Source organism: Thiomicrorhabdus sp. Kp2, assembly GCF_000478585.1.
Classification (GTDB): Bacteria; Pseudomonadota; Gammaproteobacteria; order Thiomicrospirales; family Thiomicrospiraceae; genus Thiomicrorhabdus.
Genome location: NZ_ARWI01000001.1, coordinates 829605 through 848606, shown reverse-complemented (window position 1 = coordinate 848606; position 19002 = coordinate 829605). Strand labels below are relative to the sequence as shown.

19 protein-coding genes are annotated in these 19002 nt (G+C 40.2%); 9 read left to right on the top strand and 10 right to left on the bottom strand.

Annotation, left to right across the window (positions count from 1 at the left end; all coding sequences use genetic code 11):
* Nucleotides 1-79: 79 nt before the first annotated feature.
* From A379_RS04055 to A379_RS04045, 3 genes are all read right to left on the bottom strand, one after another.
* On the bottom strand, nt 80-901 hold the full coding sequence (locus A379_RS04055) for an inositol monophosphatase family protein (RefSeq protein ID WP_051144995.1): 822 nt from the start codon (nt 899-901) through the stop codon (nt 80-82).
* Nucleotides 894-2198, bottom strand: a complete 1305-nt coding sequence (locus A379_RS04050; protein ID WP_040725968.1) for an HlyC/CorC family transporter — start codon at nt 2196-2198, stop codon at nt 894-896. The genes A379_RS04055 and A379_RS04050 overlap by 8 nt, the downstream gene beginning before the upstream one ends.
* 137 nt (nt 2199-2335) lie before the next feature.
* A complete protein-coding gene (locus A379_RS04045) occupies nt 2336-3127 on the bottom strand; it encodes an inner membrane protein YpjD (RefSeq protein ID WP_051144994.1) in 792 nt (263 codons plus the stop codon).
* 275 nt (nt 3128-3402) lie between these two features.
* Here A379_RS04045 and ffh point away from each other — a divergent pair, with 275 nt between their 5' ends.
* From ffh to A379_RS04010, 7 genes are all read left to right on the top strand, one after another.
* A complete protein-coding gene (ffh, locus tag A379_RS04040) occupies nt 3403-4788 on the top strand; it encodes a signal recognition particle protein (RefSeq protein ID WP_040725962.1) in 1386 nt (461 codons plus the stop codon).
* A gap of 335 nt (nt 4789-5123) precedes the next feature.
* Nucleotides 5124-5360, top strand: coding sequence for a 30S ribosomal protein S16 (gene rpsP, locus A379_RS04035; RefSeq protein ID WP_040725960.1), 237 nt, complete (start codon nt 5124-5126; stop codon nt 5358-5360).
* Between the two features lie 29 nt (nt 5361-5389).
* A complete protein-coding gene (gene rimM / locus A379_RS04030; protein ID WP_040725957.1) occupies nt 5390-5908 on the top strand; it encodes a ribosome maturation factor RimM in 519 nt (172 codons plus the stop codon).
* Between the two features lie 22 nt (nt 5909-5930).
* Nucleotides 5931-6596, top strand: a complete 666-nt coding sequence (trmD, locus tag A379_RS04025) for a tRNA (guanosine(37)-N1)-methyltransferase TrmD (protein ID WP_051145242.1) — start codon at nt 5931-5933, stop codon at nt 6594-6596.
* Nucleotides 6597-6742: 146 nt separating this feature from the next.
* Nucleotides 6743-7087 carry a 50S ribosomal protein L19 gene (gene rplS / locus A379_RS04020; protein ID WP_040725953.1) on the top strand — a complete coding sequence of 115 codons (345 nt, stop codon included), beginning with the start codon at nt 6743-6745 and terminating at the stop codon, nt 7085-7087.
* Between the two features lie 295 nt (nt 7088-7382).
* On the top strand, nt 7383-8306 hold the full coding sequence (gene xerD, locus A379_RS04015; protein WP_040725952.1) for a site-specific tyrosine recombinase XerD: 924 nt from the start codon (nt 7383-7385) through the stop codon (nt 8304-8306).
* Nucleotides 8307-8413: 107 nt separating this feature from the next.
* Complete coding sequence (locus A379_RS04010) at nt 8414-9166, top strand: DsbC family protein (protein WP_040725951.1); 753 nt, start codon at nt 8414-8416, stop codon at nt 9164-9166.
* A gap of 107 nt (nt 9167-9273) precedes the next feature.
* Here the strand turns inward: A379_RS04010 and A379_RS04005 are convergent, their stop codons facing one another.
* From A379_RS04005 to A379_RS03990, 4 genes are all read right to left on the bottom strand, one after another.
* Nucleotides 9274-10122 carry a sulfurtransferase gene (locus tag A379_RS04005; RefSeq protein ID WP_040725950.1) on the bottom strand — a complete coding sequence of 283 codons (849 nt, stop codon included), beginning with the start codon at nt 10120-10122 and terminating at the stop codon, nt 9274-9276.
* Between the two features lie 370 nt (nt 10123-10492).
* Nucleotides 10493-11215, bottom strand: coding sequence for a TIGR04211 family SH3 domain-containing protein (locus tag A379_RS04000; protein ID WP_040725949.1), 723 nt, complete (start codon nt 11213-11215; stop codon nt 10493-10495).
* The gene (locus A379_RS03995; RefSeq protein ID WP_040725946.1) at nt 11193-13961 is read right to left on the bottom strand and encodes a valine--tRNA ligase; all 2769 of its coding nucleotides are present in this window, start codon (nt 13959-13961) and stop codon (nt 11193-11195) included. The genes A379_RS04000 and A379_RS03995 overlap by 23 nt, the downstream gene beginning before the upstream one ends.
* Before the next feature lie 243 nt (nt 13962-14204).
* Nucleotides 14205-14996, bottom strand: a complete 792-nt coding sequence (locus A379_RS03990) for a flagellin (RefSeq protein ID WP_040725943.1) — start codon at nt 14994-14996, stop codon at nt 14205-14207.
* Nucleotides 14997-15069: 73 nt separating this feature from the next.
* Here A379_RS03990 and A379_RS03985 point away from each other — a divergent pair, with 73 nt between their 5' ends.
* The gene (locus A379_RS03985) at nt 15070-15504 is read left to right on the top strand and encodes a hypothetical protein (protein WP_040725940.1); all 435 of its coding nucleotides are present in this window, start codon (nt 15070-15072) and stop codon (nt 15502-15504) included.
* 155 nt (nt 15505-15659) lie between these two features.
* On the opposite strand, the gene fliL is transcribed toward A379_RS03985, so the two are convergent.
* The 3 genes from fliL to A379_RS03970 form a co-directional block, all read right to left on the bottom strand.
* Entirely contained in the window at nt 15660-16139 is a 480-nt protein-coding gene (gene fliL, locus A379_RS03980; RefSeq protein WP_051144993.1) for a flagellar basal body-associated protein FliL, read from the bottom strand.
* Between the two features lie 202 nt (nt 16140-16341).
* On the bottom strand, nt 16342-17589 hold the full coding sequence (locus tag A379_RS03975; protein WP_040725938.1) for an ammonium transporter: 1248 nt from the start codon (nt 17587-17589) through the stop codon (nt 16342-16344).
* A gap of 15 nt (nt 17590-17604) precedes the next feature.
* Nucleotides 17605-17943, bottom strand: coding sequence for a P-II family nitrogen regulator (locus A379_RS03970; protein WP_040725936.1), 339 nt, complete (start codon nt 17941-17943; stop codon nt 17605-17607).
* Between the two features lie 199 nt (nt 17944-18142).
* On the opposite strand from A379_RS03970, the gene A379_RS03965 reads away from it, so the two are divergent.
* The gene (locus A379_RS03965) at nt 18143-18901 is read left to right on the top strand and encodes a hypothetical protein (protein ID WP_040725933.1); all 759 of its coding nucleotides are present in this window, start codon (nt 18143-18145) and stop codon (nt 18899-18901) included.
* Nucleotides 18902-19002 lie beyond the last annotated feature (101 nt).

The following is a 19002-nucleotide window of genomic DNA, read 5'->3' as shown; positions in this document are numbered from 1 at the left end:
AAGTTTAGAGGTTGAATATCGCTAAAGTATTTTATTAACGGTACTGAAAATCCCCCTTTAAAAAAGGGGGGCTTGTTCGTTAGATTTCTAAAAACGTTTGCCACTCATCAAATAGGCTTTTTGTGGTAGCCGCTACAGCAGAACGTTTTACAACTTTAGGTGTTACCACACAATCATTCTCTAAGGTAGAGCTAAACCCGCCAGCTTCATGCAAAATTAACCAACCAGCGGCGTAATCCCAAATGTTTTGAGCACCATGCAAATAAATTTGGCCACGGCCTGCTGCAATCCAACACCAATCTAAAGCCACTGAACCAAAACTACGTTGTGAAGAGTAAGGACATTGTGTCGCTAACTTAGTCGCTAAAGGGGCTGAAAGACGTTTAAAGTCAATAATGCCACTGCACTGTTTTAAAGCTTGTTTAGGTGTGCTGGCTTTGAGCGATTGATTATTGATGGTGGCTCCTTGACCAATGCGAGCAGAAAACATTTCATCTCGACTTGGATCATAGACCAGGCCTGCTAATAATTTGCCTTTTACCATTAAGGCTAAAGAGACCGAATAGACAGGAATGCCAATAGCAAAGTTACTGGTTCCATCCACAGGATCAAGAATCCAACAACCTGAATCACTGTTCATAGCCTGTTCTTGTTCCTCTGATGAAGACTCTTCACCCAAAAAAGCGTATTGTGGCCAATTAATTTCAAGAAACTGCTGGGTTTTCTTTTGCATTTCGGTATCGGCTTCCGTTAACAAAGAGCCGTCTGATTTTTCTTCAGCCGAGACTTGTTCAAAACGCGCTAATACTTCAATTTTGGCAATCTTTTTAATGCCTGAAAGCAGTTTTTGCCACTCTGTATCGTTGTTAAAAGGGTGGTTTTGTACTGGTGAATTACTCATGGCTCGCCTTCTTTCTTTTTTTCTTTTTAGTGCTGTAAGTGGAAAGCTTTACGGCCTCAATAGCATTGGTTGATGTTTCAATCACCTCTAAAACATAGTCTTGGACTTTAATGCAGGTACCTGGAGAGGGCAGTTCTTCTAATACTTCTTGAATTAAACCGTTAAGGGTTTTAGGACCATCCGTTGGCAGTTGTAATTCATACTCTTTGTTTAAATCACGAATGAACTCAGAAGCGTCAATGGTCATACTGCCATCGTCATGCAGAGCAACAGCATCTTCAATAGGTTTGGCTTTAGCATCGGTCGAGAGTTTGCCTACTATTTCCTCGAGCAAGTCTTCCATTGTCAGGAGGCCTTGTAAATCACCATATTCATCCACAATTAAAGCCATACGGCGTTTGTTCTCATTAAATTTACCAAGTTGTACATTTAATGAAGTGGTTTCTGGTACAAAATAGGCTGGGCGAGTGATGCGAATAATATCTTTTAAGGTGACTTCATCTCGCATCAAAATAGGTAAAGCACGTCGTAAATTTAAAATTCCAATCAAATCTTCATCTAAAGAAGAGCGGTAAATGGGCACTCGCGTATAGGGTGATTTTTGAATATTTTTCAATATTTGCTCAATAGGTTGGTCAACATCAACCGCATACATATCCTGTTTAGGAATCATGACATCTTCAACGGTAACGCTTTCTAAAGAGAGAACGCTTGATAGCATTGAACGATATTGTTCAGGCAGTTGGCTGGTTGCTTCATAAATCAGCGTTTGCAGCTCTTCATTTGATAACGCATGGGCATCTTCAACATTATGGATATTGACCCCAAGTATTTTTAAGAAACCGTTCGCAAAAAAGTTAACTAACCAAACAATGGGGGAGAATAGTTTTAACAGTGGTGTTAATACATAAGCGGCAGGGTAGGCAATTTTTTCTGGGTGTAGAGCAGCTAAGGTCTTAGGCGCAACCTCTGCAAAGATTAACACCACCATGGTCAATAACCCTGCGGCCAAGGCTATGCCCGCTTCACCGATGAGTTTCATGGCGATAATGGTGGCGATGGAAGAGGCAAAGATATTGACAAAGTTATTGCCTAAAAGAATGACTCCTAACAAACGGTCTGGTTTTTCCAGTAGCTTTTGGGCGAGTTCAGCACCTTTATGGCCAGATTTAGCCTGATGTTTGAGACGATAGCGGTTGAGCGCCATCATACTGGTTTCAGAGCTAGAGAACAGAGCGGAAAGAATGATAAGTAGGGCTAAAATCCCAAAGAGGATCGAAATGTCTAAAGAATTCAATGTCTTTCTAGTATGTTATGAATGAAACGGAATTATACCTTTTCAACGACTTTTGCACCAAACAAAGATTCATAAAGTTGAAAAGGTCGGTTTTAAAGTTTGTATCTATTCACCAATCCGGCTATGAAATCAATCGGTTAAGAGGCGATAAAACCAATTACGATGGTGGTTCCTATATAGCTTAAAATTAATAAAAAATAAGCCCACACAGTGTAACGAGCGGCCGTTTGACCACGCCAACCATACTTTGCTTGGCCAAATAAAAAGACGCCATAAACCACCCAGGCTAATATGGCAAAAAAGGTTTTATGAATCAGGTGTTGTTCAAATAAGTTTTCTACAAAAAAAGCACCGCTAATTAAGGCAAAGGTTAAAAAGATAAAACCTATTTTGACAAGTTGCAATAAGGTGCTTTCCATAACTTGTAAAGGAGGGAGCGCTTTCATTAGTTTTGTTAAGCGTTTGGCCTTAAAGTTACGCTCCTGTACACCATATAAAATGGCCTGAGCGGTTGCAATCCCCATAATGCTATAGGCCGCAATCGATATAAGTACATGGCTTCCCAGTTCAAGAGGCAGCTGAATTCTTTCATTTATAGCAAGTGGTGCTAAGGTGCTCAGTGCGGCTAGTGGATAGATGAAAATACCCAAGGTTTCTGTTGGTTTATTTAAGTGTGTAATTAATAAAATCATTGAGGTCAAAACAAGCACTAATGATAAACCGTTACCAATATCAAAAAAGATATTTGAATCCATCCAAAGCGTTGCACTTAAAGCATATAAATGTAAAGCAATAGCAAGCGTAATGACCTTGATGATGGTTGGACGAATCTCTTTTTGAGCGGGTGATTGAATTTTTTTCCAGATAATTGCACTAGCAAAAAAGTAGAGTAGGCTGGCTAATACTGCACTGAATCCGGTGAATAACATTGATATCAAACCTTAATAATATTATGTGAACTGTTTTTGAAATAGTTGCAACTATTGTAACTCAGACAATACGTAAATAAACAAACTATCTATGAGATTTACGACGTAAATTTGGGCTTTATTAATTACCAGGCCTGATGGTGTGTCTAATCAATTAAGTCAAAGCAGATTCTCAACTCTATTTCCGCTATAATACTGCAATTCATTTTTCGTTTTAGACAAGACGACATTTTTAAATCTAAAATATAGATTTAAAGTCTGTTTTAGGAGTTTTCATGTTTGACAATTTATCGGATCGTTTAAACAAGACCTTTAAGGCTCTTCGTGGCCAGGGACGTTTGACCGAGGCAAATATTAAGGATGCATTGCGTGATGTACGCCGTGCGTTGTTAGAGGCGGATGTTGCCTTGCCTGTTGTCAAAAACTTTATTACCCAGGTGCAAGAGCGCGCCATTGGTCAGGAAGTATCAACCAGTCTAAACCCTGGTCAAGCCTTTATTAAGGTTGTTCGAGAACAGCTTGCAGAGGTAATGGGTAAAGAAGCCGAACCCCTAAACTTTAATGTAGAACCGCCAGCGGTGATCATGGTAGCGGGTTTACAAGGTGCGGGTAAAACAACATCGGTTGGTAAGCTGGCCAAGTGGCTTAAAGAGCGTGAAAAGAAAAAGGTTATGGTGGTTTCTGCCGATGTTTATCGCCCTGCGGCGATTAAACAGTTAGAAACTTTAGCTGAACAAGTTGATGTGTTGTTCTTTCCATCAAGCGCCGATCAAGATCCGATTACCATCGCTAAGAATGCACATGCGGAAGCCAAAAAACAATTTGCCGATGTACTTATTTTAGATACTGCAGGTCGTTTGCATATTGATGATGAAATGATGCAAGAAGTGCAAAAACTGCACGCTAGCATTAAACCGTGTGAAACGCTGTTTGTTGTAGATTCTATGACAGGGCAAGATGCAGCGAACACCGCCAAAGCATTTAACGATGCCTTACCGCTAACTGGGGTAATCTTAACCAAAACAGATGGTGATGCGCGTGGTGGTGCGGCTCTGTCGATTCGCGAAATCACGGGTAAACCGATTAAGTTTATTGGTGCGGGTGAAAAAACCGATGCTTTAGAACCATTCCATCCAGACCGTATGGCAGGTCGTATTTTGGGCATGGGCGATGTCTTGAGCTTAATTGAAGAAGCTGAAGCCAAAATTGACCATAAGAAAGCTCAGAAGTTTGCTCAAAAGATTCAAAAGTCGGGTGAGTTTGATTTAGAAGACTTCTTGGAGCAGCTTCAGCAAATAAACAGTATGGGCGGTGTAGGCGGCCTTATGGGTAAATTGCCTGGAATGGGACAGCTAAAAGGCCAGGTGGATGAAGATGTTGCCGCAAGAGAGTTTAAACGTCTTGAAGCGATTATTCACTCAATGACTAAAAAAGAGCGCCGTTTCCCTGCTGTGATAAAAGGATCGCGTAAACGCCGTATTGCTAGTGGTTCGGGCACCTCTGTACAAGATGTAAACAAGTTACTAAAACAGTTTACCCAAATGCAAAAAATGATGAAAAAAATGAAAGGCGGCGGTATGAAAAATATGATGCGCGGTCTTGCAGGAAAACTTCCGCCAGGTATGGGAGGAATGGGTGGGTTACCACCTGGAATGCGTTAATCATTATTCGTAGTTTTGAATAATCAAACACTCTAAAACGAATTTAGAACGAAAGTTACCAGGCCTGGTAACTTTAATTTTAATTACAGCAAAACCTTTAGCTTAGTGGATTTAGCTAAAGGTTTTTTCTTTTAGGTATGTGTTAACTAGTTGTTTTTTCTTTGAAATTGACACATTACCTATGGTCAAATAATTTACAGATAAACCATTGAACGTTTTTGATTTTTTCTGTATAATCCCGCGATTCGCCAAGTCATATTGGTGAAAATCAATAAACAAAAGAAATTGTTGGGGGGATTTCCTCTCATCGCCTGATAAATATAAGGAATATTATTATGGTAGTTGTACGTCTAGCCCGTGGTGGTTCTAAAAAGCGTCCTTTTTACAAGTTAGTTGTTGCTGATCAGCGTTTCAGTGCGACTGGTCGTTTCATTGAGCAAGTTGGTTTCTATAACCCAATCGCTCGTGGACAAGAAGAAAAAATCCGTGTTGATCAGGCGAGAGTTGATTACTGGGTTGCTCAAGGCGCTCAAGTTAGCCCACGTGTAAAAAACGTTCTTAAAAACGCATAATTTTTTAACCGACAACGGAGAGTAGATTGATGTCTGCAGAAAAACTGATTGTCGGTTCAATAAATGGTGTTTTTGGCGTTAATGGGTGGGTAAAGATTTTTTCTCATACCGACCCGCGCGAAAATATTTTAAGTTATTCGCCTTGGTGGATTAAATGCAAAGGCGAATGGCGTCAAGTCAGCATTGTTGACTCGAAGGTACAGCAGGGTGGAAAAACCTTGGTGGCCAAACTAGATAAAGTAGATGACCGAGATGTCGCCCGTGAGTTTATGGGGTGTGAAATTGCGATTGAAGAGTCGCAATTAAAAAACCGCAAAGACTCGCTTTATTGGATTGATTTAATCGGTTGCCAAGTGCTGCTAGAAGATGGCACTGTCATTGGTACGGTTAAAGATTTAATAGAAACAGGTGTTCATGATGTTTTGCGTGTCGCAGGCGAACAGGAAGAGTTGATTCCATTTGTTATGGATCGATTCATTTTAAGTGTCGATACCGACAAAAAACAGATTGTGGTTGACTGGGAATTGGAATCAGACAGTGAGATTTGATGTGATTACCTTGTTTCCGGAAATGTTTAGTGCATTAACGGAATCAGGTGTCAGTCGTAGAGCAAATCAATCTGGGCTGTACCAACTTAAAACCTGGAATCCGCGTCAATTTACTTTAGATAAACACAAAACGGTTGATGATCGTCCTTACGGGGGCGGGCCAGGAATGGTTATGATGTATCAACCGTTAAAAGACTCGCTGACAGCGATTGAAGCTGAGTGTGATGTTGAGAATGGTGTAAAACCCCATGTGGTGTATTTATCACCACAAGGTCAACCACTTACTCAGCAGAAGGTTGAAGCGTTAACTCAGTATAAAAACATTACCTTGCTATGTGGACGCTATGAAGGCGTTGACGAGCGTTTGATTGAATCATCAGTTGATGAAGAAATCAGCATTGGTGATTTTGTAGTGAGTGGGGGGGAGCTCCCTGCCATGATGTTAATGGATGCTGTCATTAGACTGATTCCAGGCGCATTAGGGCATAACCAGTCAGCAGAACAAGATTCGTTTTCCGACGGCTTGTTAGATTGTCCGCATTACACACGACCTGAAGAGGTCGATGGAATGACGGTTCCTACAGTTTTACTGGAGGGCAATCACGCTAAAATTGATGCTTGGCGACAAGAACAAAAATTAGCAAGAACAGAGCAACGTCGGCCAGATCTACTCTCTGGTAAAAAATAGTAAAAATATTCTTTGTTGAATATTTAAAAAATTCGGATTCAACCTCTGGCTAACAGCGTTAGTTATTGTTGGATAAAGTTAAGAGACCAAAATGTCTCAGGCTCATAATCTTAAATGAACGAGCCACATAAATGGAGAAGCTTAAAATGAGCGATATCATTAAGCGTATTGAAGCAGAGCAAATGACTAAGGAAATCCCTACTTTTGCTCCTGGTGACACTGTTGTAGTACAGGTTAAAGTTGTTGAAGGTAAAAACGAACGTCTTCAGGCATATGAAGGTGTTGTTATTGCTAAGAAAAACCGCGGCATTAACTCTAACTTCATCGTGCGTAAGATTTCACACGGTGTTGGTGTAGAACGTACTTTCCAAACTTACAGCCCATTAGTTGACAGCATTGCTGTTAAACGTAAAGGTGCGGTACGTCGTGCGAAACTATACTACCTACGTGATCTATCTGGTAAAGCAGCACGTATCAAAGAAAAAGTATAATCAAACGGGAGTTTATCCCGCAGGATTCAAGATTTTTCTTGTACAAAAAACGCCTCGTAATCTTTTGGTTACGGGGCGTTTTTGTATTTAACGAGGTGCGTTTTAAATCTGAATTGCGATGCAAATAACTATTTAAGCCGTGGTTGTTATTCGAAACCACAAGCACTTAAATTAGAACTAAATTCAATATTGATTATCCTAATTTACCAGGCCTGGTAAAACGAATTTAAATATCAGTCGCCGTCACAGTCTATCGAGATGACACAAAACTGAACTCTCGGCTATACTAATCCCCATGATACAATCAAAGCCTAAAAAATCAGTCAACCTACTTCATCCAAGAATGACTGAATTTCTCAGTTACTTATCGCTTTCTGAAGGTTTGAGTGCTAATACGCTTTCTGCCTACCAAACGGATTTAAAACTTTACCAGGCCTGGTTAATTGATGTCCAGCAGTCAAAAGTTGAGCAAATTTCCAACGAAGGTATAGAATCCTTTATGCTCTATTTGCATGATGAAGGGCGAAAAGAGAAAAGTAATGCACGTTTGCTTTCTACCCTTAAACGCTTTTATCAGTGGGGGGCAAGCAATGAATATTTTGAGGCGGACCCAACTGCTTTAGTAAAAGCCCCTAAATTACCTAAAAGTATTCCTAAAACCATCACTGAAGCACAAATAGAGGCCTTGTTATATTCGCCTGATGAATACACTCCTTTAGGGATTCGTGATCGGGCGATTTTGGAATTAATGTATGCCAGTGGTTTGCGAGTCTCGGAGGTGGTAGAGCTGCCTTTCGAACAAGTGAATTTGTCAGCAGGCCTGGTGCAAGTAACGGGAAAAGGGAATAAAGAACGTATTGTGCCTATAGGTGAAATGGCCGTTGAATGGATTGAAAAATACATTAAAGAAGCGCGTCCTAGCCTGGTAAAGAATAAGTGGGTTCATACTTTATTTGTATCTCGCATTGGTCGTCCAATGACTCGACAGACCTTGTGGCATAGAGTGAATAATTTAGCGTTTGATGCGGGGATTCATCTAAAATTATCACCGCATACACTTCGCCATGCTTTTGCCACCCATTTACTTAATCATGGTGCGGATTTAAGAACCGTTCAGCTGCTTTTAGGGCATAGTGATTTATCCACCACGCAAATTTATACCCATGTCGCTAAAGAGCGCCTTCATAAATTACATCAACAGCATCACCCACGCGGATAGCGACCATCAAATATGCGATTCTTAATCTTTGTGTCAGGGTTGTTAATTGGCATTAATGTATTATGATGCGTACAGCAAAATTGAATAATCTTAAAAGGGCTAAATTTATGCTTAAAGCAATATACAAAAAGACGTTAATTGGATTTGTCTCGGGTACGCTATTGATTGGTTGTACTGCATTTGTACAAGCCGCGGACGATAGTTCTGCCATTCAAAAGCGTTTGCAAGAGATTGTTGGTCCAGATGCCGCTAACGCAGAAATTTCTAAAACTGCAATCACGGGCTTGTATCAAATTCAGTTGGGTATGACGGTTGTTTACATGTCTCAAGATGGTCAGTTTTTAGTGAATGGGAATTTGATTAATTTAGATACTCAAACAAACTTAACTAAACAAGCTCAATCTAAAGCACGCAAGCTTGCATTAGCAGAGGTGCCTGGAAAAAGTATGATTGTTTATCCTGCCAAAGAGGGTAAAGATAAAGCTAAACATACCATTACCGTGTTCACCGATATTGACTGCCCATATTGCGCAAAGCTACACAAAGAGATTCCTGCATTGAATGAGGCGGGGATTAATGTGCGCTATATCTCTTACCCTAGAGCAGGTATGGGTTCACCATCCTATTTAAAAGCCGTTTCGGTTTGGTGTTCTGCCGATAAAAACAAAACGATGGATGATGCTATGGCAGGTATTGCTCCAGAGGGTAAGCAGTGTGTAAATCCAGTAAGAGATCATATGATGCAAGCTGAAAGGTTTGAGGTAAACGGTACACCAAATATTATTTTGGACAGCGGTGAGTTGCTACCAGGGTATGTACCAGCTAAAAAATTGATTGAGATGTTAAAATCTTCATCTTAATATGGCTAGATGTTGAGAGTTTATATAAACGTATCGAACGACAGTTCGTGTCTATTGATTAGATAATAAAACGCCCTTTCAAAAGGGCGTTTTTGTTTGAATGCCTTTTAGAAAGGAAGTCCTTCCTCAATTGGAAGTGCTGGGTCTTGTGACCACTCGTTCCATGAACCAAAGTACATTTTTACATTATCGATACCAGCAGATTTTAGTGCAACTAAGGTATTTGATGCTCGGGCACCTTTAAAGCAGTATAGGTAGACAGGCGTGTCTTTGCTGATGCCAACCGTCTTACATTCGGCCAAAATTTCTTCAGGTGATTTGAACATCGGAGTAACACCTGGTTTCATCATGCGGTACCATTCAATCCAAACAGCACCAGGTAAACGACCTTTACGAGGGCTAAAATCTTTGCCATAAGGTGAAGAGCTATCTGCAATCCACTCATCAACATCACGAACATCAAGTAAGGTGATGTCACTATCTAAAGCAGCCAATACTTCGTCCTTATTAACCATAAAGGTGTTACCCGTGTCTTTAAGAGGGAATGTTTTAGCTTCAGGGGTTGAGGGTTCTTTGCTAGCGGTAAAGCCTTCGGCTACCCAGCTTTGATAACCTCCTTGTAAGATTTTAACTTTTTCATATCCCATGTAAGTTAATAAAAAGTAACCTCGGCAGGATTGTCCAAACCCTGTATCCAGAGATTCTTCATATAAAACAGCGGTTTCTTTTCCCGAAAGGCCTGCGGCACCGAAGATTTGAGCAAAGTTTGATTTGAGTTCATCAAGTCCTTCTGGGGTTGAGCTAGCAAGAAAAGTAAAGATATCGTGAATATTAACGGCGTTTGGAATATGTCCAATAGCAAAAGCTTCTGGGGAGCGGGTATCGATAATTACGACATCGTCGCTTTTAGCCATTTCTTTTAATTCTGATGCATTAATTAACAATGGGTTTGACATAGCTTAGTATCCTTTTGAAAAATGGCATATAGGACGGCGTTGTCTGTTTAACCATGAGTAGAAAATAAATAGAGGGAATTAAAACCTTAGTGGTTAACTAGGTTCTGCAAGATGCTAACCAAAGGTATTAAAGTTATTAATATCAATCGCTTGTATTTTTTATTGTATTTTATTGAAGATAAAACTGGTGCATCATGTGCCAAAATGGTTCTTATTGAAGTCAAGTGTTTACAAAGAAATACACACGTTGTATTGGGAAGCAGTTTGTTTTAAATTGTAAAGGGTCGTTAGAAGATTTGTTTCTAAAAAAAGGGGGGGGGTAAAAAAGCCTGAAAATTCAGGCTTTTTAGGTGTTGGATGAATATAGGGTTTAAAGCTCACCCCATTTTTTACGTTTAGTAGGTGGTCTAAAGAAACGACCAAGAATTAAACCTAGTAATAAAACTCCACCACCTGTTAAGAACCATTGGCGTTTTACAGAATCATCCGATTCATCAATCTGCTCTTTCATAATGGCATTTTGATTTTCGAGTTGTGTTAAGCGAATTTTCATCTCTTGGTTTTGCTCATCAAGCTCTACCGCATTTGTTGAGATGGCTTTAAGACGATCAAGCTCTTTACCGAGTTCAAATTTCTCTTGCTTGATTGTGGAAAGCTCGCTGTCCGTCTCGGTATAACGAGTTTTTAAGGTGTCGAGTTCTTGCTGAAGTGCGTTGTATTTTTCTTCAACATCCGTTGTCTTTTTGATTTGTGCGGCTAAACGGTCTTTGGCAACGGGTTGACTTTGCAAGACAATGGATGGCATCCAACCTATATAGGTTTTTCCTGATTTTCTGTATTGAACTTGTGCCCAGCCTGATTTATCCACTTCTAAAATTTTGACAGCTTCACCTGATTTCAACATGCGAGAAATTTTGTACTTATAGCCTGCTCCTCGTCGCATTGGAACTTCTAAAGAGTCACTAATGTAGTTGGTGTAGCCTTTTTCGGCTGCATGCGTTGAGCAAACAGGTGCACTGAAACCCACTACTGCGATAAGTGCTAAACTTAAGGCACTTTTTCGGAAAGGGTTATAGCTGCTGAATTTTTTCATTTTGAGCCTCTAGGTTTTTAAGTGCAGTTTCGTAATCGCTAAGTTTTTTGCGTTCATTAGCCACAACATCTTCTGGTGCTTTAGCTACAAACCCTGCGTTGTTGAGTTTGCCACTTAGGCGTTTTATTTCACCTTGAAGTTTGCCTATTTCCTTGCTTAAACGCGCGAGCTCAGCATCTTTATCAATGAGTCCAGCCATAGGAATCAATACTTTCATTTCACCAACAAGCGCTACTGCTGATTCAGGTGCATCTGCTTCGTTGTCTAAAACAGTAATGCTTTCAAGCTTGGCCAATGATTGTAAATAAACCTGGTTATTATTTAACCAGGCCTGGTCATTTTCATTTAACCCTGCAAGTAGCACGTCTAAGGCTTTGCTTGGAGCAATGTCCATCTCTGAACGAATCTTACGCACACCCACAATAAACTGTTTTACCCATTCCAGTTCGGCAACCGCATCTGCGTCAATTTTGCTTTCATCCGCTTGTGGATAAGGTTGTAGCATAATGGTATTGCCATGTTGGCCTGCTAGCGGAGCAACCGCTTGCCAAGCTTCTTCGGTGATGAATGGAATAATAGGATGTAGCAAACGTAGCATCGCTTCTAATACACGTACTAATGTTTTGCGTGTTCCGCGTTTTGCAGCGTCAGAACTGTCTTTGTTAAGAATGGGTTTAGCTAATTCTAGATACCAATCACAGTATTCATTCCAAGTAAATTCATACAGTGTGGTTGCAGCTAAGTCAAAACGATAGGTAGCAAAGTGTTTAGCTACTTCCGCTTCCACTTCTTGCAGGCGAGAAGTAATCCATCGGTCAGCCAGTGAATATTCGACTTCTAAGGATTCGTCAACGCCTGTATCAAAACCTTCGGTGTTCATAAGGACGTAACGGGTTGCGTTCCATAATTTATTACAGAAATTACGGTACCCTTCAGCACGATTTAAATCAAAACGAATGTCTCGCCCAGTTGACGCTAAAGAGGCAAATGTAAATCGAATGGCATCGGTACCAAAAGCGGGGATTCCGTCTGCAAATTGTTTACGAGTCGCTTTTTCAATTTGCGCCGCTTTTTCTGGTTGCATCATGCCATAGGTACGTTTTTGAACCAGGTCTTCAAGCTCAATACCGTCAATTAGGTCAATTGGATCCAGTACGTTACCTTTTGATTTAGACATTTTTTGGCCTTCGCCATCGCGTACTAAACCGTGTACATAAATCTGTTTAAAGGGGACTTCACCTGTGAATTTTAAGCCCATCATAATCATTCTGGCGACCCAGAAAAAGATGATGTCAAAACCTGTTACCAGTACTGAAGTAGGGTGAAATTTTTCAAGCTCAGGGGTTTTTTCTGGCCAACCTAAAGTAGAAAATGTCCAAAGAGCAGAGCTAAACCAAGTGTCTAAAACGTCATTGTCTTGGCTAAGTTCTATCTCTGTACCTAGGTTATGATTGGCTCGGACTTCTGCTTCGTCACGCCCTACATACACTTTGCCCTCATTGTCATACCAAGCGGGGATACGATGTCCCCACCAAATTTGACGAGAGATACACCAGTCTTGAATATTGTTCATCCACTCAAAATAGGTGTTTTCCCAGTTTTTAGGTACAAATTCAATGTCGCCATTCTTAACCGCATCAATGGCAGGTTTAGCTAAAGACTCAACCGCAACATACCATTGGTCTGTTAAGAAAGGCTCAATTACTGCATGCGAACGGTCACCACGAGGAACCATCAAGGTGTGCGGTTTAATGTCTTCCATTAGGCCTAAAGCTTCAAGGTCAGCAATAATTTGTTTACGTGCTTCGTAGCGGTCTAAACCTTGATATTTTTCAGGCGCTTCTTCGTTAATTGCAGCATCAATAGTAAAAATATTGAGCATAGGTAGGTTGTGGCGTTTACCCATTTCGTAATCGTTAAAATCGTGAGCAGGGGTGATTTTGACGCAACCTGTCCCAAATTCTAAGTCAACGTAATCATCGGCAATGATTGGAATTTCACGCCCAACTAACGGCAAAGTAATGGTTTTACCCACTAAGTGTTGGTAACGTTCATCTTCTGGGTTAACAGCAACCGCTTGGTCACCCAACATGGTTTCTGGACGAGTGGTTGCTACCACTAAATGACCAGAGCCATCGGAAAGAGGATAGCGCATATGCCACAGGTTGCCTTGCTCTTCTTCAGAGATAACTTCAAGATCTGATACGGCGGTGTGCAGAATTGGATCCCAGTTTACAAGGCGTTTACCACGGTAAATAAGGTCTTCTTCATAGAGTTTTACAAAGACCTCTTTAACGGCATCGGATAAACCATCATCCATGGTAAAGCGTTCACGACTCCAGTCTGGAGAAGCTCCCATACGGCGTAGCTGTTTGGTAATGGTTCCGCCAGATTCCTCTTTCCATTCCCAGATTTTTTCAATGAATTTATCACGTCCAAGGTCATGACGCGTTAGGCCTTGTGCAGCTAGTTGGCGTTCAACCACCATTTGCGTTGCAATACCTGCATGGTCTGTACCAGGCTGCCAAAGCGTGTCATTACCTTTCATTCGATTGTAGCGAATTAAGGTATCCATAATGGTGTCTTGAAAAGCGTGACCCATGTGCAGGCTACCCGTTACATTGGGTGGCGGAATCATAATGCTGTAAGGGTCTGCGTCAGGGTTTTGTGGTTTGAAATAACCTTGGTTTTCCCAGGTTTGGTACCACTTAGTCTCGATTGTATTGGGGTCGAAATGCTTTTCCATAGAACTCTTAATCTGCTTGTCATTTTTTGTAAATAATAATCGGAGGATTATAACAATCGACAAGCCTTATGTCTTAACTAACTGAATAGATTAATGGAATTTTTTTACTTTAAAAGACAGTCCTATTTGTTTGGAAATAGTCATTTTCTTAGCTAAGTAGAGTGGTTGGCTCAAAAGCCATTTAAATCTAAAAATAAAAAAACGGCAGCTAAAGCTGCCGTAAGTTACTCGGAGGAAGAGGGGTTAACTGTTGAGTAACTGTAATACAGAGGCACGAGACTGGTTGCTTTGCGCTTGCATCGCAATGTTACTGTCTTGTAGAACATTTTGTCTCACCTGTTCAGTAAGTGCTTGTGCATAGTTGGTATCATTTATTTGGCTACGAGCCGCAAAATTATTGATGTTTTGACCTTGTGTATTGTCAATATAAGAAGATAAGCCACTTTGTTGTGCACCAAATTCAGCACGTTGGACTCCCAGCTGTTCAATTGCACTGCCTAAATTTTGCAAGGCGTTGGCGGCATTGGCTGGGTTGCTAATATCTAAACCTGAAACGGCTAAACCATCTGTTGTTAAAGTTGGTAAGCTTAGAGTTGTGTTTGAATCACCTAGAGCCAAATTAATGCTGCTAGTATCGCCATTTAATAGGTTTTGCTGATTAAAAGAGGTTGACTCAGCAATTTGATTAATACCTTGTAAGTTTTGCTGAAATTCTTGGTTTAGGTTATTACGTTGAGAGTCACTTAAAGTGCCATTGGACGCTTGAATGGCAAGCTCATTCATGCGCTGTAAGTAGCTATTTATTGAGCTACTAGCACCATCTGCTGTTTGTAGCAGCGAAATGCCACTATTGGCATTTTGTACCCCCATATCTTGGGTGTTAATTTGAGTCGTTAAAACACTAACAACAGCAGAACCTGCTGCATCGTCGGCAGACTGGTTGATGCGCAAACCAGATGCTAAGCTCTGTGAGGTTTGGCTTACACTTGGTGTGTACATGTTGGTTGAAATTGAAGAATAACCATTTATTGGCATGATAAAATCTCCTGTAGAGAGTCTTTAATTTATATTTTTAGTTTACGCTTTTTAATGATTGAAAGGAAGAAAAATGTCTTGTTGTTCAGGTGGTTACTGTCAGTTTAAGTTTCCAGAAGGGCCACCTCTGGTCGATAATGCGGTGGCTTCATTAGACGCAACTTATCAATTTTTACCTTATGGTACTTTGCTGGAAGCTGGAGAAACTGTGCGTATTTGGATGCAAAATGGCAAGGCGAAACCTGTGCTGTTAGAAGAGAAAATTCCGCTTAGAATAACGGATAACGGACCTGTTCCAATGGATGCGTTTTCTGAACAAAGTTACCCTTGGCAAATTGTGGCTTTAGATAGTGGTTTTTCTTATGAGGATTTAATGGATTGGAAAAACCACCCACTTTATAGTCCAGATGAAACGGCAGTTTTATTAAGATTTAACCATCCTATAGAAGTAAAGCCGACATTAAAAATGATTTTATTAAACTGGTTATATAAAATTCGAAATTTATAGCGTGATTCGGATTTACGCTGTGTTTGGCTAACACTGCTGACTGCTGGGTATACCAGGCCTGGTAACTTGTATAAAAGTGTATTTTGGATATAAAGAAGCCCCATTTAACTTTGGGGCTTCTTCGTTTTAGACGCTTTAAAGAATGTTTTTTTGTGTTACTGCATAACAAAGCGATCTAAGTAGACGTCTTCTAATAGGTCTGGATACAGTTTGTGTTTTTCTAAAATGTTTCGTGCTACTTGTAACACTTCTGAACGAAGTTGGTCTGGACCATCAGGCGCTTTGAGTTTTGTGTAGGTTTGATTGCGTAACAGGCGATCAATGTCATTTTTTAAAATGGGGCGTAAGTGCTCCATCTCTGTTTCAACAATCTGAGGGTAATAAGACATAAATTTAAAGTCGACAGCTAAAAATTTTGCCTTACCTTCACCTCTAAAGTTCACCACCACCTTATCCATTGAAAAGTATTTAGGGATACGTTCAGCAGGGGCTTCAAACTGTTTGTATTTTGGTGAGTAACTTGAAACTTCGTTATCACTCGCAATGCTGTAAACAGGTGTTAGGGTAAGTATGGATAGTAGTGTGGTACTTAATAAATTTTTTATTAAAGACAAGGAAAAGGGTTGAGACTTCATTGATACGCTCTTGAATAATAGTTTGAATTAGCTAGGTTCTTAATATGAGTCTATTTTAGCTTAATAACACAGCTTTAGCAGTGTTGATTTTGAAGATGTTAAGGGATAAAAAAAACCCCGCGGGAGCGGGGTCTAAACTAAGTCGTTGAGGAGACTGTGTTTTCTAGATAAACACTATTTAGTTTATAAAGGGATTGGAATATTACTTTGTAAATTCTGGGTAAGCTTCCATTCCACATTCTGATTGGTCAACACCTTCGTACTCTTCTTCTTCAGTAACGCGGATGCCCATAACTGCTTTGATGATTCCCCAAACAATTAAGCTTGTTACGAATACCCATGCAAAGATCACACCGATACCAGTCAGCTGAGCTACGATTGAAGCATCAGGGTTAGTGAAAGTAACTGCGATAAGACCGAAGATACCTACAACACCGTGAACTGAGATAGCACCTACAGGATCATCAATTTTAAATTTAGAATCGATGATTAGGATAGCTAATACAACGATGATACCACCTACAAGACCGATTAAAGTTGCTTCTAAAGCTGAAGGCGTTAGAGGTTCAGCAGTGATTGCTACAAGACCCGCTAGAGCACCGTTTAACATCATAGTTAAATCCGCTTTACCAAACTTGATCTTAGACATTAATAACGCACCAATTACACCACCAGCAGCGGCCATAAGTGTGTTAACAAAAATCATTGCTACCGCATTTGCTTCGTCAACGTTTGAGATTTTAAGCTCAGAACCACCGTTGAAACCAAACCAGCCTAACCATAGGATGAAAGTACCTAAAGTAGCAAGTGGAAGGTTAGCACCAGGGATAGCACGAGACTCACCGTTTGGACCATATTTACCTTTACGAGCACCTAGTAGTAATACACCAGCTAGAGCAGCAGTTGCACCCGCCATATGAACAACACCAGAACCTGCGAAGTCAAGGAAACCTAAACCATCTAGGAAACCACCACCCCATTTCCAGAAACCTTGCATTGGGTAAATGAACGCTGTGAAAACGATGGCGAAAGCGAAAAACGACATTAACTTCATACGTTCAGCAACGGCACCAGAAACAACTGACATTGCAGTAGCTACGAATACAACTTGGAAGAAGAAGTCAGACATACCTGAGTAATAAGGTGCATCATCACCGCCAGCAATCACATCAGCCACTGCGTTATCACCACCGATTAGGAAGCTGATACCAGGGAAGAAGCTGTTTACTGCTTCACCAGGATACATAATGTTATAACCAACTAGCATGTACATAATACAAGCGATGGCAAAAAGACCTACGTTTTTAGCTAAAATTTCGGTTGTGTTTTTTGTACGAACCATACCTGCTTCGAGCATGGCAAAACCAGCGGCCATCCACATTACTAATGCACCAGACATTAGGAAGTAAAAGGTATCAAGTGCGTAACTTAATTGAAATACTTGTTCCATAATTAAATTCCTTTCTTAAAGAGCGATGTCGCCAGTTTCTTCCGTACGAATACGTACAGTTTGTTCTAGAGGCATAACAAAGATTTTGCCGTCACCAATTTTGCCAGTTTTTGCAGACTCAGTGATAGCTTCAATAACGCTATCTAGTTTGTCGTCGCTAACAGCGATTTCTAGGCGGATTTTTGGTAAAAACTCAATCGCGTATTCTGCTCCACGATAAATTTCAGTGTGACCCTTTTGACGGCCAAAACCTTTAGACTCTGTTACAGTCATACCTTGCACATCAATATCATGAAGTGCCTCACGTACGTCATCGAGTTTAAAAGGTTTGATAATTGCAACTACCAGTTTCATACTAACCTCTCGGATAAAATTAAAGAAATAATGTTCGTTGTTACAATAACATTCGATGTGCCATGGTATTTAATTTGTTAAAAAACAATTAGTTATGACTTGTCGCTTATGTTTTTTTAATGAAAATCTAAGCCTGTGAAATTTTAATGTTCTTTTTTGGTGCTTGTATGTTTTTGTTTGGTGCGGATTTTAAGGGGTAATGAATTTGTTTAAGTTTCCTAAGATATTTTTAGCTCTGTTTATACAGTTAGGGGTGTTATTGTTTTTGGGAGCGGGGGTTTATATTGCTCAGTTTTTTGTCCAACCGCCATATCCTTATTGGGTTTTGGTATTAATTCAAGGTTCTGTAGCAGCTTTGGTAAGTTGTAAATTGGGCTTACCTTGCTGGTGGCGTTGGATTCAGTTTTTGCTTCCAGTGGGTCTTTATATAGGTATTGTTCTTGAGTTTAATCCTATCTGGGCTTTGGCTCTGTTTCTTTTAGTTTGGCTGGTATTTTCAAATGCATTTAAAGAGCGGGTGCCACTTTATTTAACCAATAATACAACACGAGAAGCATTGAAATCCTTAGTAAAACGTAAGAAAAACCTTCGTTTTTTAGATTTAGGGTGTGGTTTAGGGGGGAATGTTGCATTTATGTCTCAGCAAAAAGCCATTGTTGAGTCTCATGGTGTTGAAACCGCCCCAATTCCTTACATTATCTCTAAATTGTATACCTCTTTTAGAGGGGGGAGTACTTTTGCTATGGACATATGGAATACCGACTTAGGGTATTATGATGTGGTTTACGCCTTTTTATCGCCTGAGCCCATGCCTAGACTGTGGCAAAAAGTCAAAGAGGAAATGTTTCCTGGCTCTGTTTTTATTAGTAATAGTTTTGCAGTTTTGGGTGTTGAACCAAGTGAAGTCTGGGAGCTTTCAGATGAGCGTAAAACGGTTTTATATATATATAATATCTAGGATGGATAACCTATAAAATAAATGTCTTATTTTTACTGTTTGAAATATTGACATAAAACAACCAGGCCTGGTTGTTTTGTTTGTAAAGTAGAACAAATTTG

Excerpts from the sequence above, each read along its gene's own strand:
- ffh (WP_040725962.1), top strand. The coding sequence starts at position 3,403 with ATGTTTGACAATTTATCGGATCGTTTAAACAAGACCTTTAAGGCTCTT.
- A379_RS03965 (WP_040725933.1), top strand. The coding sequence starts at position 18,143 with ATGAATTTGTTTAAGTTTCCTAAGATATTTTTAGCTCTGTTTATACAG.
- rpsP (WP_040725960.1), top strand. The coding sequence starts at position 5,124 with ATGGTAGTTGTACGTCTAGCCCGTGGTGGTTCTAAAAAGCGTCCTTTT.
- trmD (WP_051145242.1), top strand. The coding sequence starts at position 5,931 with ATGTTTAGTGCATTAACGGAATCAGGTGTCAGTCGTAGAGCAAATCAA.
- xerD (WP_040725952.1), top strand. The coding sequence starts at position 7,383 with ATGATACAATCAAAGCCTAAAAAATCAGTCAACCTACTTCATCCAAGA.
- A379_RS04045 (WP_051144994.1), bottom strand. The coding sequence starts at position 3,127 with ATGTTATTCACCGGATTCAGTGCAGTATTAGCCAGCCTACTCTACTTT.
- fliL (WP_051144993.1), bottom strand. The coding sequence starts at position 16,139 with ATGAAGTCTCAACCCTTTTCCTTGTCTTTAATAAAAAATTTATTAAGT.
- A379_RS03990 (WP_040725943.1), bottom strand. The coding sequence starts at position 14,996 with ATGCCAATAAATGGTTATTCTTCAATTTCAACCAACATGTACACACCA.
- A379_RS03995 (WP_040725946.1), bottom strand. The coding sequence starts at position 13,961 with ATGGAAAAGCATTTCGACCCCAATACAATCGAGACTAAGTGGTACCAA.
- A379_RS04010 (WP_040725951.1), top strand. The coding sequence starts at position 8,414 with ATGCTTAAAGCAATATACAAAAAGACGTTAATTGGATTTGTCTCGGGT.
- A379_RS04055 (WP_051144995.1), bottom strand. The coding sequence starts at position 901 with ATGAGTAATTCACCAGTACAAAACCACCCTTTTAACAACGATACAGAG.
- A379_RS04005 (WP_040725950.1), bottom strand. The coding sequence starts at position 10,122 with ATGTCAAACCCATTGTTAATTAATGCATCAGAATTAAAAGAAATGGCT.
- A379_RS04000 (WP_040725949.1), bottom strand. The coding sequence starts at position 11,215 with ATGAAAAAATTCAGCAGCTATAACCCTTTCCGAAAAAGTGCCTTAAGT.
- A379_RS03985 (WP_040725940.1), top strand. The coding sequence starts at position 15,070 with ATGTCTTGTTGTTCAGGTGGTTACTGTCAGTTTAAGTTTCCAGAAGGG.
- rplS (WP_040725953.1), top strand. The coding sequence starts at position 6,743 with ATGAGCGATATCATTAAGCGTATTGAAGCAGAGCAAATGACTAAGGAA.
- rimM (WP_040725957.1), top strand. The coding sequence starts at position 5,390 with ATGTCTGCAGAAAAACTGATTGTCGGTTCAATAAATGGTGTTTTTGGC.
- A379_RS03970 (WP_040725936.1), bottom strand. The coding sequence starts at position 17,943 with ATGAAACTGGTAGTTGCAATTATCAAACCTTTTAAACTCGATGACGTA.
- A379_RS03975 (WP_040725938.1), bottom strand. The coding sequence starts at position 17,589 with ATGGAACAAGTATTTCAATTAAGTTACGCACTTGATACCTTTTACTTC.